Source organism: Actinomadura alba (assembly GCF_014323705.1).
In the GTDB taxonomy this organism is placed as follows: Bacteria; Actinomycetota; Actinomycetes; order Streptosporangiales; family Streptosporangiaceae; genus Actinomadura_C; species Actinomadura_C alba.
On sequence record NZ_JABVEC010000034.1, the window covers coordinates 16,365 to 33,457 of the forward strand.

15 protein-coding genes are annotated in these 17,093 nt (G+C 71.9%); 5 read left to right on the forward strand and 10 right to left on the reverse strand.

Annotation, left to right across the window (positions count from 1 at the left end; translation table 11 throughout):
- Positions 1-63: 63 nt before the first annotated feature.
- Genes HKK74_RS31335 through HKK74_RS31350 form a run of 4 tightly spaced genes read right to left on the reverse strand, consistent with a single transcriptional unit; the run spans position 64 to position 3,549 of the window.
- On the reverse strand, positions 64-1,281 hold the full coding sequence (locus HKK74_RS31335) for an ABC transporter permease (RefSeq protein WP_187247002.1): 1,218 nt from the start codon (positions 1,279-1,281) through the stop codon (positions 64-66).
- Positions 1,278-1,973 (reverse strand): ABC transporter ATP-binding protein, encoded by a 696-nt coding sequence (locus HKK74_RS31340; RefSeq protein ID WP_187247003.1) that lies wholly within the window; start codon positions 1,971-1,973, stop codon positions 1,278-1,280. The genes HKK74_RS31335 and HKK74_RS31340 overlap by 4 nt, the downstream gene beginning before the upstream one ends.
- Entirely contained in the window at positions 1,970-3,022 is a 1,053-nt protein-coding gene (locus tag HKK74_RS31345; RefSeq protein WP_187247004.1) for a peptidoglycan-binding protein, read from the reverse strand. Before HKK74_RS31345 ends, HKK74_RS31340 begins: the two co-directional genes overlap by 4 nt.
- Positions 3,019-3,549 (reverse strand): hypothetical protein, encoded by a 531-nt coding sequence (locus HKK74_RS31350; RefSeq protein ID WP_187247005.1) that lies wholly within the window; start codon positions 3,547-3,549, stop codon positions 3,019-3,021. Before HKK74_RS31350 ends, HKK74_RS31345 begins: the two co-directional genes overlap by 4 nt.
- A 623-nt stretch (positions 3,550-4,172) precedes the next feature.
- Here HKK74_RS31350 and HKK74_RS31355 point away from each other — a divergent pair.
- Together HKK74_RS31355 and HKK74_RS31360 are read left to right on the forward strand one after the other, a co-directional pair.
- Positions 4,173-4,826: a response regulator transcription factor gene (locus HKK74_RS31355; protein ID WP_187247006.1), complete on the forward strand. Its 654-nt coding sequence runs from the start codon at positions 4,173-4,175 to the stop codon at positions 4,824-4,826.
- The gene (locus HKK74_RS31360; protein ID WP_312881973.1) at positions 4,823-6,169 is read left to right on the forward strand and encodes a sensor histidine kinase; all 1,347 of its coding nucleotides are present in this window, start codon (positions 4,823-4,825) and stop codon (positions 6,167-6,169) included. The genes HKK74_RS31355 and HKK74_RS31360 overlap by 4 nt, the downstream gene beginning before the upstream one ends.
- 147 nt (positions 6,170-6,316) lie before the next feature.
- On the opposite strand, the gene HKK74_RS31365 is transcribed toward HKK74_RS31360, so the two are convergent.
- The 6 genes from HKK74_RS31365 to HKK74_RS31390 all read right to left on the reverse strand — a co-directional run bounded on the left by HKK74_RS31365 (position 6,317) and on the right by HKK74_RS31390 (position 12,534).
- A complete protein-coding gene (locus tag HKK74_RS31365) occupies positions 6,317-6,826 on the reverse strand; it encodes a cation:proton antiporter regulatory subunit (protein ID WP_187247007.1) in 510 nt (169 codons plus the stop codon).
- Positions 6,827-6,949: 123 nt separating this feature from the next.
- Positions 6,950-7,225 carry a rod shape-determining protein gene (locus tag HKK74_RS40440; protein WP_187247008.1) on the reverse strand — a complete coding sequence of 92 codons (276 nt, stop codon included), beginning with the start codon at positions 7,223-7,225 and terminating at the stop codon, positions 6,950-6,952.
- 149 nt (positions 7,226-7,374) lie between these two features.
- Positions 7,375-7,830 carry a GreA/GreB family elongation factor gene (locus tag HKK74_RS31375; protein WP_187247009.1) on the reverse strand — a complete coding sequence of 152 codons (456 nt, stop codon included), beginning with the start codon at positions 7,828-7,830 and terminating at the stop codon, positions 7,375-7,377.
- Positions 7,831-7,916: 86 nt separating this feature from the next.
- Entirely contained in the window at positions 7,917-9,176 is a 1,260-nt protein-coding gene (locus tag HKK74_RS31380) for an NAD(P)/FAD-dependent oxidoreductase (protein ID WP_187247010.1), read from the reverse strand.
- Positions 9,177-9,285: 109 nt separating this feature from the next.
- A complete protein-coding gene (locus tag HKK74_RS31385) occupies positions 9,286-10,824 on the reverse strand; it encodes a PucR family transcriptional regulator (protein WP_187247011.1) in 1,539 nt (512 codons plus the stop codon).
- 492 nt (positions 10,825-11,316) lie between these two features.
- Positions 11,317-12,534 (reverse strand): MFS transporter, encoded by a 1,218-nt coding sequence (locus tag HKK74_RS31390; protein WP_187247012.1) that lies wholly within the window; start codon positions 12,532-12,534, stop codon positions 11,317-11,319.
- A gap of 94 nt (positions 12,535-12,628) precedes the next feature.
- On the opposite strand from HKK74_RS31390, the gene HKK74_RS31395 reads away from it, so the two are divergent.
- The 3 genes from HKK74_RS31395 to HKK74_RS31405 all read left to right on the forward strand — a co-directional run bounded on the left by HKK74_RS31395 (position 12,629) and on the right by HKK74_RS31405 (position 16,927).
- Complete coding sequence (locus HKK74_RS31395; protein WP_187247013.1) at positions 12,629-13,516, forward strand: LysR family transcriptional regulator; 888 nt, start codon at positions 12,629-12,631, stop codon at positions 13,514-13,516.
- A 100-nt stretch (positions 13,517-13,616) separates the two neighbouring features.
- The gene (locus HKK74_RS31400) at positions 13,617-14,819 is read left to right on the forward strand and encodes a thiolase family protein (protein ID WP_187247014.1); all 1,203 of its coding nucleotides are present in this window, start codon (positions 13,617-13,619) and stop codon (positions 14,817-14,819) included.
- The gene (locus HKK74_RS31405; RefSeq protein ID WP_187247015.1) at positions 14,816-16,927 is read left to right on the forward strand and encodes a 3-hydroxyacyl-CoA dehydrogenase NAD-binding domain-containing protein; all 2,112 of its coding nucleotides are present in this window, start codon (positions 14,816-14,818) and stop codon (positions 16,925-16,927) included. The genes HKK74_RS31400 and HKK74_RS31405 overlap by 4 nt, the downstream gene beginning before the upstream one ends.
- Positions 16,928-17,093: the final 166 nt, after the last annotated feature.

Sequence of the window (17,093 nt, forward strand, 5' to 3'; positions counted from 1 at the left end):
CGGCGAACGCACCACTCAAGAACGGTCTGGTGGTGCGTTCGCCGACACTGAACGGGCTTCGGGTCAGGTGACCGTCAGCGCCACCGTGGGCGACATGCGGGCCGCCCGCATCGCCGGATAGATGCCGGCGATCGTGCCGATGGCCAGGGTGGCGGCCACTCCCCCGCCGAGAGCCCACAGCGGCACGACCGGCGGCCAGTCGCGGTAGGCGGCGAACGCCACCGTCGCCAGGGCCCCCACGACGGCGCCCGCCACCCCGCCGAGGATCGACAGCAGCAGGGACTCCGACAGGAACTGCACCCGCACCTGCCCCCGCGTGGCTCCGAGCGACCGGCGCAACCCGATCTCGCGGCGCCGCTCCAGCACCGAGATGACCATGGTGTTCGCCACCCCGACCCCGCCGACGAGCAGCGCGACGGCGCCTAGCCCGAGCAGGAGGTTGGTGAACGCTCCCGCCGCAGCGGCCTTCGCCTCCAGCGCGTCGGAGGGCCGGCTGACGTCGATCTCCTCGGGGTTCTCCGGATTCACCGTACGGGCCAGCACGTCGCCCACCGACTCGACCGAGGCGTCGGCCGAGCGTTCGTAGAGCATGGTGGGGTGGCCGTCGAAGCCGAGGTAGCGCTCGGCCGCGGGCCAGCCGACGAGCGCCGACCGGTCGATCTCCGGAGCGAGCGCCAGCGGTTCCAGGATGCCGACCACCGTGAACCACCGGCCGCCCATCCACACCTGCGCCCCCGTGCCGTCCAGCCCCAGCCGTTCGGCCGCCGCGGAGCCGAGCACGACCGCGGGGTGGCGCTCGGTGGCGGCGTTGAGCCAGCTTCCGGTGCGCACCCGGCCGTCGAGCGTGGCCAGCAGCTCGCCCGTCGCCGCCTGTACGGTGATGCCGCCGGTGACCGCCTCGGGGATGCGATCGGTGCGGCGCACGGTGGCGTCCGCCGCCCCGGTCGCGCCGACGGTCCGCACCGGGCCGATGCGCCGGACCATGTCGACGGCGGTCTCCGGCATCTTGGCGTCCTCACCGAACACCGTGTTGCCGGGCTTGACCGTGAGCAGGTTTGTCCCGAGCGTGTCGAGCTGCCGCAGCAACTGCTCCTTGCTCGAAGCCGAGATCCCGATCACGGCGATCATGGTGGCGATGCCGATGGCGATGCCCAGGGCCGACAGCAGCACCCGAGTGGGCCGGGCGCGCAGCCCCGTGACGCCCACGCGCACCACGTCGCGGCCGCCGAGCCGGGCCGGGCTCAGCCGCTCCGGCGCGGACCGGCGCGATCTTCTGATCATCGGACCGGCTCCCCGGTCTCGAGCACGCGCTCACTCGCCACGACCTGGCCGTCGCGCATCCGCACCTGGCGAGGCGCCCACTCGGCGATCTCCATGTCGTGCGTGATGATCGCGATGGTCGTGCCCGCGCCGTGCAGTTCGCCGAGCAGGCGCAGCACCTCGGCGCCGGCCGCGGAGTCGAGGTTGCCGGTCGGCTCGTCGGCGAGAAGCAGATCGGGATCGCCCACCACCGCGCGGGCCACTGCGACGCGCTGCTGCTCGCCGCCGGAGAGCTGGTTCGGCCGGTGCCCCGTGCGGTGCCCGAGACCCACCCGTTCGAGCGCCCGCCCGGCCCGCTCCCGGCGTTCCCGCAGGGGCACGCCGTGGTAGAGCAGGCCGTCGGCGACGTTGTCGAGTGCGCTGACCCCGGCGGCCAGGTGGAACTGCTGGAAGACGAAGCCGATGTGCCGCGCCCGAAGGGCCGACAGCTCCCGGTCCGAGAGCGCCGCGACATCGTGCCCGGCGATGCGCACCGACCCGTCGGTCGGCAGGTCCAGGGTGCCGATCATGTGCAGGAGCGTGGACTTGCCCGACCCGGAGGGGCCCACGATGGCGGTGAGCTCCCCCTCCTCGATGAGCAGGTCGACACCGCGCAGCGCGGCGACGCCCCCCGGGTAGTGCTTGGTCACGCCGGAGAGTTCGACGACGGTCATTGCGCGGGCACCCCGACCTTCATGCCCTCTCGGATCGCGCCTCCCGAGACCTCGACCCGCCCGCCGCCGAAGCTGCCGGTGGTGACCGGCACCACCCGCTTCGCCGCGCCTTCGACCACCTCGACGCCGAAGCCGCCCTCACGCAGCGCCAGCAGGGCCTCGATCGGCACCGACAGCACGTTCTTCCGGCGCTCGCTCTCGAGCTCGACCGTCACGGGCGCCTCGTCGAGCCGCCCCGTTCCGGTCTTGCCGAGCGAGATGTCGACGCTCACGGTGGTCTTCTGGTCCTGCCCGGCGCCGGTCTGCTCGGCCACCGTGCCGACCTCGGTGATCTTGCCTTTGACGGTCCGGCCGCCGGGCAGCTCGATGCTCACGGTCGCGCCCTTGCGCGCCAGGTCCTGCTTGTCGGCGTCGAGGTCCACGTGCACGTTCCGCCTGGTGCCGGTCGCGGTGAGCGGGGGCTGGCCCGGGGTGGTCCGAGCCCCGACCGTCGCGTTGACCTTCTTGATCCGGACGGCCCCTGGGAGGAACACGACCTGGCCGGCGTCGACGGAACCCGTCTCGGCCAGGCCCCGGTCGTCCTGCCAGTCCCGGACGGCCTGCGCGGTCGCGGAGGTGAACTCGTCGTCCACGGTCAGGTCGTCGCCGTGACCGAGTGCCTTGAGGTTGCTCTCGAGCTGGCGTACGTCCGCACCGTCGGACACCCCCACGCTCAGCGGCCGGTAGAGCGGCGTGACGCCGTACATGAGCGACACCGGTTCACCGTCCACCCGGAGCAGTGATCCGCCCCGTCTCACCGTGGCGCCCTCGGCCGGCGCCCAGGTGACGGTCCCGGAGGCCCCCGTCCGCACCTCGCTCTCGTCGGCGTACCCGAGGATGCCGTCGACGCTCGCGGTGTCGACGAGGTCCCCTCTGGTCACGTCCGCGGTCGCCGTGGCGGTGGGGGGTGCCTGCCCGCTCGCCTCGTCGCCGCCGCCGGCCAGCACGACCGCGGTACCGCCCGCGGCCACGACCGCGGCGGCCGCCCCGGTGACGAGAATCCGCCTCACCGCTGACCTCCGCCGGGCCGGAGCGACGCGCACGCCTTCTGGGCCTTCTCCAGCTTGTCGCGGCCCCCTTCGCCGGGATTCCCCTTGATCATCAGACCGCCGTCAGGTCCGGGGTCGGGCATGTCGACGCCGTTCTCGCGCATGCACTGCGCGAACTTCACGAACTGGTCGCGGACCTTCGGGTCCTGCATGTTCGGCATCTTGCCGCCGGCCTCGAGGTAGGGCCGGCACTTCTTCATCGCCGCCTGCATCTTGCCCTGGTCGCCGGCCTTCCCGGTGGCCTGGATCCGGACCCGGCCGTCCGATCCCGGATCCTGCATCTCCACACCGTTCTCGCGCATGCACTGCGCGAACTTCAGCTGGGCGTCCTCGGGACTGAGTGACTGCGACGGGGAGGCCGCCGCGTTCTTCGCGCCGCCGCCGCCGGCGCTCGCGATGCCGTCGCCCTCTTCGCCGCCGCCACCGCACGCCGTCAGCGCCAGCACGGCAGGCAGCACCACGGCCACCGCCAATCTGCGCATCCTCATGTCGACCTCCACACCGGCGGTCGTTCGCCACCGGCGGGGCCATTGCAGCGGGATCGGCATTAAACCTGCATTAGTCACCACGGGTCCAAGCGAATCTGATCAAGTCTGGTCAAGTCGATCAAAGAGCCTCTCACCTGCAAGGACGCCGGGTGCTGGCCCACGACTAAGATCTCAGCCTCACGAAGGAGTCCGATGAGCGAGCTTTACCCCGGGGAGGCCTGGCGACGACACGTCCGTGATCAAGGTGACTTGACGAGGAGGGCCTTCGGCCGGTGGTGAGGCTGCCTTGGCGGCGGAGGGAGGCGCGGGCAGGGCAAGTAGCGAAGCCGCCACCCCCACCGCGATGAGACGCGCAGACCAGCCCATATTCGGTAACGACCTTCCGTGATCGACACTTGCTGATCAGGAGGGTGGCCGACGCCTGGCTCGTTCGTCACGAGCGAGGCACTGACAAGATCACGACATGTCGCGTAAATGACATGGGTCCGTCACGTGTCCGGGCCGTCGCGCCCGGCGCCATCGCGAGGGGTCGCTCCCAAGCGCGAGCACGGCGGCTTATCCACGTTTAACCCCCGGTAGGACAGGCTCTGAGCCGGGTGATTTCACGCACTGGGGAGGCCGTCATGCGCGTGCTCGTCGTGGAGGATGAGGGGCTGCTCGCGGACACCATCGCGGCCGGGTTGCGCGAGGAGGCGATCGCCGTGGACGTCAGCTACGACGGCGCCTCGGCTCTGGAGCGCACCTCGTATGTCGACTACGACGTGGTGATCCTCGACCGCGATCTGCCGGAGGTGCATGGCGACGAGGTGTGCAGACGGCTCGTCGCCGATCGCAACGGCGGCCGCATCCTCATGCTCACCGCCGCCGGGGACGTGGACGAGCGGGTCGACGGGCTGTCACTGGGCGCCGACGACTACCTGGCCAAGCCGTTCGTGTTCACCGAACTGGTGGCCCGGGTGCGCGCGCTGGGGCGCAGGTCCACACCGCCGCTGCCGCCCGTCCTCGAACGGGCGGGCATCCGGCTGGACCCGCGCCGCCGTGCGGTCAGCCGCGACGGCCGGGAGGTGACGCTCACCAAGAAGGAGTTCATCGTGCTCGAGGAACTGCTGCGCGCCGACGGCGGCGTCGTCAGCGCCGAGCATCTGCTCGACAAGGCCTGGGACGAGAACATCGACCCGTTCAGCAACATCGTGCGGGTCACGATGGCGACGCTGCGCAGAAAACTCGGTGCCCCGCCGGTCATCGAGACGGTGACGGGAGTGGGGTACCGCCTGTGAGGCTCACGTTGAAGACCCGGCTGACGCTGGTCTACGGGTCGTTGTTCCTGGTGACCGGCGCGGCCCTCGTCGGTGTGACGTACGCGCTGACCGCCAGCACGATGAACAAAAAGATCACCGTCAAGTTCCTCATGCCCAACGAGGGCTCGCCCTCGCCGGCGAACGCCCTGGGAGTGACAGGGCAGGCACAGCTCGGTTCGCTGCCCCAGGCGCCGGACCCCGACAAGCTGCTCGTGGCACGGCGCCTGGTCGCCGATCAGGTCGCCCAGCAGAAGAGCGACGTCCTGGAACTCCTCCTGCAGGGCTCGGTCCTGACGCTGCTCGCGGTCGGGCTGCTCGCCGTCGGCGTGGGCTATGCCGTCGCGGGACGGGCCCTGGCTCCGTTGCAGCACGTCACGGCGACCGCGCGGCGGCTGTCGGAGAGCACTCTGCACGAGCGCATCGCCCTCAAAGGACCCAGCGACGAGATCAAGGAGCTGGCCGACACCTTCGACGCCATGCTCGACCGGCTGCATCGCGCCTTCGACGCCCAACGCCGGTTCGTCGCGAACGCCTCGCACGAGCTCCGCACGCCGCTGACCGTCAACCGCACCGTCCTGGAGGTCGCGGTGGCGAGCCGCCGGTCGCCGGAGGAGACGCGCGTGCTGGCCCGTTCCCTGCTGGGCAACACGGCACGGCACGAACGGCTGATCGAGGGCCTCTTGCTGCTGGCCCGGTCCGAGCGTGGGCTCGACGCCCGTACGCCGGTGCCGCTGCACGACGCCGCCCGCGCCGCACTGGAACAGCTCGCCGACCGGGCCGAGGAGGCCGACGTGATGATCACCGCGGAGCTGGCTCCGGCGGTGGCGTCGGGCGACGCGGTGCTGCTGGAACGCTGCGCGGTCAATCTGGTCGAGAACGCGATCAAGTACAACGCGCCTGACGGCCGGATCCGGGTGCGTACGTGCGGTGAGGGAGGCGCGGCAGTGCTGCGGGTGGAGAACACCGGGCAGCCGGTCGACCCGCACGATGTCCCCACGATGTTCGAGCCGTTCCGCCGGTTGCGCACCGACCGGACCGGCTCGGCCCACGGGGCCGGTCTCGGCCTGTCGATCGTCCGCGCCGTCGTCCGGGCGCACGACGGGCTGGTGGAGGCGATCCCCCGCCCGGGCGGCGGCCTGGTCATCACCGTCCGGCTTCCGGCCGCCCGGGCTGCCGCGCCGACGCTATCCGGTCACGCACATGACCGCACCTCCGCCGCCGGTCGGGCCGCGAACGGCGAGACGTACGCGACGGCGCCCGGCCGACCCCCGTACTGGAAGGCGAGACCGCCCGGCGGCCCGTACGCGCCGGGGCAGAGATAGCGGACGAGTTCCCTGAGCGGCTGCGGCAGCGCGCAGGAATGAGCCGATCGTGGAGGTGTCAGGCCAGCACGTCCGCGCCCGGTAGCAGCGGCGTGCGCCGGGCCAGGCTGACACACGCCGCGTCCAGCCGGGAGGTGGATCGGTGGGTCAATCGGTGGGACGACCGTTGACCAGCAGGTTCCGCAGTTTGGTGGTCGCGGTCGTGTCTCCCACGGCCACGACCGCGTCGCCTTGCCGGAAGTGGAAGCCGGGGGGCAATGAGGTGATCGTCCGGCCGTCGCGTAGGACCGCCACGATGGACGCGCCGGTGCGGTCCTGGGCACGGGTATCGCCCAGCGTCCGGCCGCAGTAGGGCGACGCCGCCGCCAACGGGATCCGCACCGCCTGCAGTCCCGCCGCTTGTGTTCTGGTCAGCCCTTGGATCAGGTGCGGTACATGGTCGATGACCACCGGCAGTCCCAGCAGTTCGGCTAGCGTGCGGGGTTCGGCACCGGTCAGCACCACTGTGCACCGCACCCGGTCGGGGTTGAGCGGGTCGTACAGCACCAGGTCACGACGGCCGCTGCGGTGTGCCACCACACCGGCGCGCCGGCCATCGGCGGTGGTGAACACGTACAAGAAACCGACCTTGGGCAGGTTCGTTCTGTCCAACAGCATCGGCATTCCCCTCCCTGGAGTATGTGACTACGTCCATGACCGCCCGTGACCCCGTGACCTCCTGACGCATCGAGGTGGAGGGCCGGGCTTCTCCGGCACCGCGCCGTCCGGCGTGCTGCCCGGTCAGTGCACCTGCGGCGCGACCGTGGTCCGCACGGCCGCGGGGGTGAGGCAGACGCGGGCGAGGCCGCGGATGGTGGCGCGGGCCGGGTCGGGGGCGACGTGAATGGTCACGGCCAACTGGGCGGTGAGCCACCCGTGCAGGGACGGCAGCCGGGCGCCGCCTCCGGTCAGCAGCAGCCCTTGGGTGCGGGTCTGGACGCGCAGCCGGGTCGGCAGGTCGTCGAGTATCCGTTGCAGCTCACCTGCCCGCCGGGCGTTGCACGTACAAGGACACACTGAGCAGCATGCAGATCACCTCAATGAAGAATCCGGCACGATCGATCCCGGCGGCGAGAGCTGCCCTGAAGGGTCGGGCCGTCTGGACTGCAGACCGGCCGGCCGAGCACGTCGACGACCCGGCCCAACACGGGAGGCGTGTCCCGGCCCTACACGGGAGGCGTGGCCTGAGGAACGGCGCCGGACCGGTGCCGCCCGTAGGGGACGGCTTTGAGCAGCGTGACCGGTAGGACGGCGCCGCTGGGTACGCGGTAGGTGCGTTGTTGGCCCTGGCGTGCTCCGGCCAGCGCGGTGCCCAGGGGGGAGTCCGGGGAATAGACGTCGATGTCGCCGTCCTCGGCTCCGCGCACGCCGAGCAGGAATGTCTCGATGTCACCGGTGTCGTCGTACCGGACGGTGAGCACCATTCCTGGCTCGGCCACCCCATCGTCCGGCGGGTCCTGGCCGATCACGGCATCGTCCAGCAGGTCCCGGATCTGCTGGATGCGTGCCTTACGCTCGTGGTCGCCCAGGTCGTGCTCGCCGGAGTCGTCGGACGCATCCGCGAGCGCGGCCAGTTCATTCCGTAGCCGGTCTGCCGCCTGCGGTGTCAGCCACACGGGCATGGTGCTCTCCCCTCGGGTAACGCGCGTACAGGAATGGCCATACGGACCGGTGCCCGTACGGCCAGGAGGACTGGTGTGAAGACCATTCAGCGGAGCGGGTCGAACTCGCTCAAGGCCGCGGGACACTTGCCGGTGATGATCTGCTCGGCGAGCAGGCGGCCGGTCTCGGGGCCCTGCGTCAGCCCCCACATGCCGTGCCCTCCCGCGGCATAGACGCCGGGCTGGGCCAGTGCCCCGATGAGGGGACGGCCGTCCGGTGTGACCGGCCGCGGTCCGACCCACACGTCGCGCCGCTCGTCCCACCGCACGCCGTCCAGCAGCGGGCGGGCCGAGGCGACGATAGCGTCGGCCCGCGCCTGGGCCGGTGGCGCGTCGGGACCGCGGAACTCCATCGTGCCCGCGACGCGCAACGCTCCCTGGTACGGGGTGCACGCCACCCGTTCGACCGGTAGGTACACCGGGCCGGGCACGGGGCGCTCGACCGGCACGGTGAACGAGTAGCCGCGTCCCGCCCGTACCGGAACGCGCACGCCCAGCCGCGCCAGCAGCCGGGAGATCCACGCCCCGGTCGCGATCACCGCGGTGTCGGCGCTCAGCACCGTGTCCTCGCGTGAGCGCACAGTGACCTCGGTGGCGTGACCGCGGACGTCCACGACCTCCATCTGCTCGATGGACCCGCCCCTGGCGATCACCGAGTCGGCGAGCGCGCGCACGAACGCGCCCGGATCGAGATAACGCTGTCCATCGATGCGCACGCCCACGGTCAGCGCCGATGAGGCAAGCGGCACGAACTCATGCATCTCTTCGGCCGAGAGTTCGGCGTGGGACACGGGCTGCCCGGCCCTCTCCATCCGGGCGAGCTCCCCCAGCAGGCCCCTGGCCTGCTGGGCGGTCCGGAAAGCCGCGGTGATCGGCGCCTCTGTGGTCGAGGCTTGCACGCCGTTCGCGGTGAGCGCGTCGAACGCCGCGACGCTGTCCTCGTTGAGCGGCAGGTTCGCTTGGACGGCCCGCGTCCAGGATGACCAGCGGCAATTCGCGGCGAACCGGGTCAGGAACGTCCACAGCCCTGGGTTCGCGGTCATGGGTATGTGCAGCGGCGCGGTCGGACGGAGCAGTGAGCGCAGCCCGTACATCAGCGTCGACGGCTCGTTGAGCGGGATGGCCAAGCCCGGCGAGAGCCAGCCCGCGTTGCCCCAGGACGCGCCCGCGGCCACGCCGGTGCGGTCCACCACCGTCACTTCGACCCCGTGTTCCTGCAGGAACCACGCGGTCGACAGGCCCACGACGCCCGCGCCGACCACAATCGCCGACCGCGGCGCGCCGCTGATCCGTTCGACGTCGACCATCCCGAAAACCTCCACAGCGAGCAATGACCTACTCAACGAGTGTGGTCCAGGCACTCCAGCATCTGGTTGTAGAACTCTCACAACCAGGGCCGCTGCTCTTGTGCGGTTTCTACTCCGCAGACGCCTCGTCCTCGTCGGCGACGGCAAGTTCGATCATCATGGCCAGCCGCTTCCGGGCGTCCCGCAGGTCGAGGGAGGTCACCGTCTCCATCTTGCGGAGCCGGTTGCGCACCGTGTTCTCGTGGACGCCGAGGTGCTCCGCCGCCCGCGCATGGTCGCCCTGAGCCTCCAGCCACGCCCGCAGCGTCGCCACGTACCGTGTGGCATGTTCCCGGTCGTACCGGCGCAGCTCGGCGACCGGCCCCCGCGCTGGGACGCGGCCCGTCTGGGCGGCGGTGCGCAGCCGCTGCAGCAGAATGTCGTTCCACGACTCGTCGTAGGCAGGAGGTGCCGCGCCAGGCGAACGGCGCTCGTGCAACGCCAGGCACTCGTCGGCCTCCTGCCGCGCCGCCAGCAGGTCCGGGGTCGCCGCCGGGGCGCTGATCCCGGCCGACACCGTCACCTCCGCGGGCAGCGCGGCCCGCAGCGCGGTCACCCAGCGCCGCGCCGCGTCGGCCCCCTCACCCGGCAGGATCGTGTACAGGGTGTTGCCTGCCAGGGCGCTCCGTCCTGGACGTGACCACCCGAAGCCCGTCGTCGCCCGCTCGAAGGCGAGCAGCAGCGCCGCGTGCCGATCGGCCGCTCTATGCGCGCGGACGGCGATCACGCAAACCGGCCCCGGCGGCAACCCAAGCCTGCTCACCACCGTCGCCGCGTCCGCGGTCCCTTCCAGCAGCCGGATCACCAGATCCGACTCGACCTGCCGCTCCAGGTCCGCGCTGGCCCGCGACCGCAGCAGATGCAGTGCCACCGTGCGCGCCCCGTCGACCAGCGCCCGCCGCCGCGGCCCGTCCAGCGGCTCGGCACAGGTCACCCACACCGATCCCAGCAACTCCCGGCCGGCCCGTACCGCAACCGCCATCCGCCCGGTCAACCCATGCTCGGCGTCCGCGGACACGAACAGCGGCGCGTCCGAAACCTCCAGGTGCTTGAACACCCCACGGCCCTCGAACACCGCACGCAGCCGCTCAGGTACCTGCCGCCCCAAGATCGTCTCCACCCGCGCCGGATCGGCATGCCGCTGCAGACTCGAATATGCCAGCACTCGCGACAGGCGGTCCTCGATGGTCACCGCACCACCGATCGCGTCCGCCAGGCTGTCGGCCAACGCGAACAGATCGGTCGGCCCCCGTCCCGACTCGGTCTCACGTCCCTCCAGCACCAGCCCGTACACGACCCCGGCCAGTTCGCTCCAGGACACCGCCGAGTCGACCACCATCACCGCGACCCCCTCCGCCGTCCCAGCGGCAGAGTCATCAACCGCACCCCGGGCCAACACCACAACGGCCCGGGCCGAGGCCGCCCACCGCACCGCCTCGTCCACAGACCCCGCACCCACCGCCAGCAGCACGTCCCCTACCGCAGCCTGGCCGGCCGGCCCCTCGGGTATCACGACTCCACGCAACTCGGTGGCCCGAGGCACCGGACAACCCACCAACCGAACCCCGTAGCCACCCAACACGTTGACCAGCCGATCCAACCTGACCACGCCACACCCTCCTCCGCCTATCCTGGCACCCGCCACGGGACGTCAGGACGCCCCTGGCGCCGCATCAGGCGAATCCACCGGCCGAGCCGCCGGAGGGCCGCACACGAATAGGACCTCGGCCTACCGGACCTCGCCCGAACGTGGTGTCACCGACATGCCACCGCGTACCTCCACAAGCACCCGCTGGACGCGCGCGCCGGGCGCCGCGCCCTCGAACCCCTTGTCAACCTTGCGCGGCTCCACATCAGAGACGGCAACGGCGACGCATCGCTCCAGCTCCTCAGTACCCTCTACCAGGCCGTCAGCTCGCGGAACGACACCGTCATCGAAGGTCTGCCGCTGCCGGCCGCGAACCTCACCACGACCGCAGGCGACCACCAAGAGCTGCGTCAGTGGCTATGGACCGTCCTCATCGCCGAACGGGCACCGAACTCCAGGTGCGCCGCCACCCCGGAATGCTCCCCTGAGGCGACCCCCGCGGTTGAGATCGGTTCAGGTGATCGGTGCACTGGAGCGGGCGCGGTCCCGCGTACCGATCCTGGCGGCGGCCAGCGCGGCGAGCGCTGTGAGGACCAGGACGTAGACCACGACCGCCGGCCAGCCGCCGCGCTCGAAGGCCAGGCCTCCGAACGAGCCGCCGACGCTGCCACCGAGGTAGTAGGCGAACAGGTAGAGCGAGGCGGCCTGTGCTCGGGCGGTGCGCGCGCGCAGCCCCACCCACCCGCTGGCCACCGAGTGCGCGGCGAAGAATCCGGTGGTGAAGACGAGCAGCCCGGCCCCGACGGCCGGCACCGAGCCTGGCAGGGTGAGCACGAGCCCGGCCGTCATGACGGCGAGCGAGCCGGCCAGCACCGCGCGCCGGCCGGTCCGGTCGGCGAGCCGGCCTGCGGCGGCCGAACTCCAGGTGCCGCCGAGGTACATCACGAACATCAGCCCGATCACCAGCTGGGGCAGCTCGAACGGCGCCGCGACGAGCCGGTAGCCGAGGAAGTTGTAGACGGTCGCGAAACCGGCCATCAGCAGCAGGGCGATGGCGTAGAGGCGGCGAAGGCCGGGGTCGGCGAGGTGCCCGCCCACCGTCCGGCGGCCGGCCCGGCCCCGGCTGAAGAGACGGGACCGGGGCAGCAGCGCCCAGAAGGCGAGAGTGCACGCGAGCGATGCCAGGGCGATGGCGCCGAGTCCCCAGCGCCAGCCGGCCAGATCGGCGACCAGGCCCGGTACCAGCCGGCCGAGCAGCCCGCCCACGGTGTTGCCCGCGATGTAGAGCCCCATCGCCCCGCCGAGGGCCTCGGCGTGCACCTCCTCCGCGAGGTAGGCCATCGCCACGGCCGGCACCCCGGCGAGCGCGATGCCCTGCGCCGCGCGGACCGCGGCCAGTACGGGGAAGGTCGGGGCGATCGGGACGATCAGGCCCAGCGCCGCGGCGATGAGGGCGCACACGATCATGACCCGGGTGCGGCCGTACCGCTCGGACAGTGAGCTCACCGGGATCACCGCCAGCGCCAGCGTGCCGGTGGAGAGCGAGACCAGCAGGCTGGCGGTGGAGGGCGGCACCGTGAAGGCGTGCGACAGCGCGGGCAGCAGGGCCTGGGTGCTGTAGAGCGCCATGAACGTCGTGAGCCCCGCGGCGAACAGGGCGAGATTGACCCTGCGCAGTCCGGATGATCCACCCCGGTGACCCTCGGGAGGGGGCTCCGGCACCGGACGCATCGGCGGCTCCTTTCCCGCACCAGCCTGCACGCGGGCACATCGATGCGTCCAATGAAAGTTCGTCCGGTAATCGATGCTGTGCGAGCATCGATTCATGGACCTCATCACGGTGCGCTGGTTCCTCGCCGTGGCCGAGCACGGGCACGTCACCCGGGCGGCGGCCGAGCTGCGCGTCTCCCAGCCGGGGGTGTCGCGGGCGATCGGGCGCCTCGAGCGCGAGCTCGGCACGGTGCTCTTCGACCGCGAGGGCCGGAGCGTCCGGCTCAGCCGGTACGGCGAGGTGTTCCGCGAGCACGCCCGGCGGCTGGTCGCCGAGGAGGAGTCGGCCCGGCGCGCGCTCGCGCTCGCCGCCGACCCCGGGCACGGCGAGCTCCGGCTCGGGTTCCTGCACACCCAGGGGGCGACGCTCGTGCCGGATCTGATCCGCCGTTACCGCCGCCGGTATCCGCACGTGACGTTCCGGCTGCTGCAGGACAGCAGTGCGCGCATGCAGGCGGCCGTCCGAGCGGGCGACGCCGACTTCGCCATCATCAGCCCGCGCCCGGACGACCCCGCCTTCTCCTGGTGGCCGCTCGTGACCGAGCGCCTGCTGCTCGCCGTACCGGCCGGCCACCGCCTGGCCCGGCGGTCGAGGGTCCGGCTCGCCGACGTGGCGGGTGAGCGGTTCATCGCGATGCGTCCCGGGTACGGCCTTCGTACGATCACCGACGAGCTGACCCGCCAGGCCGGGATCCGGCCCGAGATCGCCTTCGAGGGCGAGGAGATCTCCACCGTGCGCGGGCTGGTCGGCGCCGGTCTCGGCGTCGCCATCGTGCCCCCACCGGAACAGGGAGATGGCGTGCGCCATCTGCCGATCGGCGACCCGGGGGCAAGTCGTACCCTGGGTCTCATCTGGGTGACCGACCGCACCCGCACCCCGGTCGTCGAGAACTTCCGCGCCTTCGCGACCGGCGAGGACGGCGACCCGGGGTCGGCGCCCTGAGTCAGTGGTTACTGACGAGTACCATAGGTGTTACCAGCGAGTAGCAACCCGCTCGTGCGCGTCGGCTCGCGTCGAGCCCAGCATCGAGGGAGAACTGACCGTGCCTCGTATCGCACGTGATGTCGTGTTCGTCGACGGCGTACGCACGCCGTTCGGCAAGGCGGGCCCCAAGGGGGTGTACGCCGAGACCCGCGCCGACGACCTCGTCGTCCGCGCGATCCGGGAGCTCATGCGCCGCAACCCCGCTCTGCCTCCGGAGCGCGTCGACGAGGTGTCGGTCGCCGCGACCACGCAGTCCGGCGACCAGGGCCTGACCATCGGCCGCTCCGCCGCCGTGCTGGCCGGGCTGCCGAAGAGCGTGCCCGGGTTCGCCATCGACCGCATGTGCGCGGGAGCGATGACGGCGGTCACCACGACCGCCTCCGGCATCGCGTTCGGCGCCTACGACGTCGTCATCGCGGGCGGCGTCGAGCACATGGGCCGTCACCCGATGGGCGAGGGCGTCGACCCCAACCCGCGGTTCCTCGCCGAGAAGCTGGTCGATCCGTCCGCGCTCGTGATGGGCATGACGGCCGAGAACCTGCACGACCGCTTCCCGCAGATCACCAAGGAGCGCGCGGACGCCTACGCCGTCCGCAGCCAGGAGAAGTACGCCGCCGCCCGCGCGGCGGGCCGGATCTCGCCCGACCTGGTGCCGACCGCGGTGCGCTCGGCCGAGAAGGGCTACGGGCTCGCCACGGCCGACGAGCCACCGCGGCCCGGCACCACGCTGGAGGACCTCGCCCCGCTGAAGACGCCGTTCCGGGTGCACGGCAACGTCACGGCCGGCAACGCCGCCGGCCTGAACGACGGCGCCACCGCCTGCCTGCTCGCCGCCGAGGACGTCGCGGCCGAGCTGGGCCTGAACGCGCGGATGCGGCTGGTCGACTTCGCCTTCGCCGGGGTCGAGCCCGAGGTCATGGGCGTCGGGCCGGTGCCGGCCACCGAGAAACTGCTCGCCCGCAACTCGCTGACCATGGACGAGATCGGCCTCATCGAGATCAACGAGGCCTTCGCCGTACAGGTGCTCGCCTTCCTGGAGCACTTCAAGATCGCCGATACGGATCCCCGGGTCAACCCGTGGGGCGGCGCGATCGCCGTCGGCCACCCGCTGGCCTCGTCCGGCGTCCGCCTCATGAACCAGCTCTCCCGGCTGTTCGAGGAGCGCCCGGACGTCCGCTACGGCCTCACCACGATGTGCGTCGGCATGGGCATGGGCGGCACCGTGCTCTGGGAGAACACCACCTACGAGGGGGCGAAGTGAGCACGGTCGAGACCTGGCGCTCGCTGCTGGCGAGCGAGGACCTGAACGCCGACGAGGTCGTCACGCACGTGCGCGTGCGTGACGTCGAGCTGCCACTCGGCGCCGGCACCGCCGCGCTGATCACCCTGGACAACGGCTTCGACCACACCAAGCCGAACACGTTCGGGCCGCGCGGGCTGCTGAAGCTGAACGACGCGCTCGACCAGGTGGCGGCCCGCGGCGACCTCGCCGCCGTCGCCGTCACCGGCAAGCCGTTCATCTTCGCGGTCGGCGCCGACCTCAAGGGCGTACCGGCGATCACCGACCGGGAACAGGCGGCGCTCATAGGCCGGCTCGGCCACGAGGTGTTCCGGCGCCTCGGCGAGTTGCCCGTACCGTCGTTCGCGTTCGTCAACGGCGCGGCGATGGGCGGGGGCGTCGAGATCGCGCTGCACTGCGCGTACCGCACCGTCTCCTCGGGCGTGCCCGCGGTGGCGCTGCCGGAGTGCTTCCTCGGGCTGGTGCCCGGCTGGGGCGGGACCTACCTGCTGCCGAACCTGATCGGCGCCGAGAAGGCGCTCAAGGTCATCATCGACAACCCGCTCGCGCAGAACCGGATGCTCAAGGGCGCGCAGGCGTACGAGCTCGGCATCGCGGACGCCATGTTCGAGCCGGCCGACTTCCTGGAGGAGTCGCTGCTGTGGGCCGCGCGGGTGCTCACGGGCGAGGTGACCGTCGACCGGCCCGAGGCGGATCGGGGCGCTGCCTGGGACCAGGCCGTCGCGAACGCCCGGTTCGCGGTCGAGGGCAAGCTGCACGGCGGGGCGCCGGCGCCCTACCGCGCGCTCGACCTGGTGGCCGCCGCCAAGAGCGCGAGCCGCGACGAGGGCTTCGCCGCCGAGGACGACGCGCTCGCCGACCTGATCATGAGCGATGAGCTGCGCGCCGGCCTCTACGCCTTCGACCTCACCCAGAAGCGCGCCAAACGGCCCGCCGGCGCACCCGACAAGAGCCTGGCCCGGCCGGTCACCAAGGTCGGTGTCGTGGGCGCCGGGCTCATGGCCGGTCAGCTGGCGCTGCTGTTCGCGCGCCGGCTCGAGGTGCCGGTCGTCATGACCGACCTCGACCAGGGGCGGCTCGACAAGGGCGTCGCGTACGCCCACGGCGAGATCGGCAAGCTGCTGGCGAAGGGGCGCGTCTCCGCCGACAAGGCGGGCCGGCTGAAGTCGCTGATCTCCGGGTCGCTGAGCAAGGAGGCCTTCGCCGACGCCGACTTCGTGATCGAGGCGGTCTTCGAGGAGATGTCGGTCAAGCAGAAGGTGTTCGCCGAGGTCGAGGCGGTGGTCGGGCCGGAGTGCGTGCTGGCGACGAACACCTCGTCGCTGTCGGTCTCCGAGATGGCGTCGCGGCTCCGGCACCCCGAGCGGGTGGTGGGCTTCCACTTCTTCAACCCGGTCGCGGTTCTGCCGCTGCTGGAGGTCGTACGGGCGGAGCGGACCGACGACGCGACGCTGGCCACCGCGTTCGCGGTCGGCAAGCAGCTCAAGAAGTCGTGTGTGCTCGTCAGGGACGCGCCCGCGTTCGTGGTGAACCGACTGCTCACCCGCTTCCTCGGCGAGGTCCTCACCGCCGTGGACGAGGGCACGCCGCTGGAGGTCGCTGACCGCTCCGTGGCTTCGCTCGGTCTGCCGATGTCGCCGTTCCTGCTGCTGCAGCTGGTCGGCCCGGCCGTGGCGCTGCACGTCGCGGAGACGCTGCACGAGGCGTTCCCCGGCCGGTATCAGGTGTCCGCGCGGCTGCGTGACTTCGTCGCCTCCGGCCGGCCGGGTGTGTACGCGCCCGACCTCTCGATCGATCCCGCGGCCGCCGAGCTGTTCTCCGGCGGCGACCGGCCCTCGACAGAGGAGGAGGTCCGGCAGCGGGCCGTCGAGGCGGTGGCCCAGGAGATCCGCATCATGCTCGACGAGGGCGTGGTCACGGCACCGGAGGACATCGACCTCTGCATGATCCTCGGAGCCGGCTGGCCGTTCCACCTCGGCGGCGTCACGCCGTACCTCGACCGCACCGGCGTCGCCGAGAAGGTCACCGGCGGCCGCTTCCTCGACCCCGGCGTCGCGTCACTGCCATAACGCCGGAGCGCACCGTCGCGCGGGAGCGCACCGTCGCGCGGGAGCGCACCGTCGCGCGGGAGCGCACTGTCACGCGGGAGCGCACCTTCACGCCGCCGCGAGACCCCTTGACCTCGGGTCTCGCGGCGGCGTCGCGCACGGACCCCGTCCACCGCCTCCGCCCGCC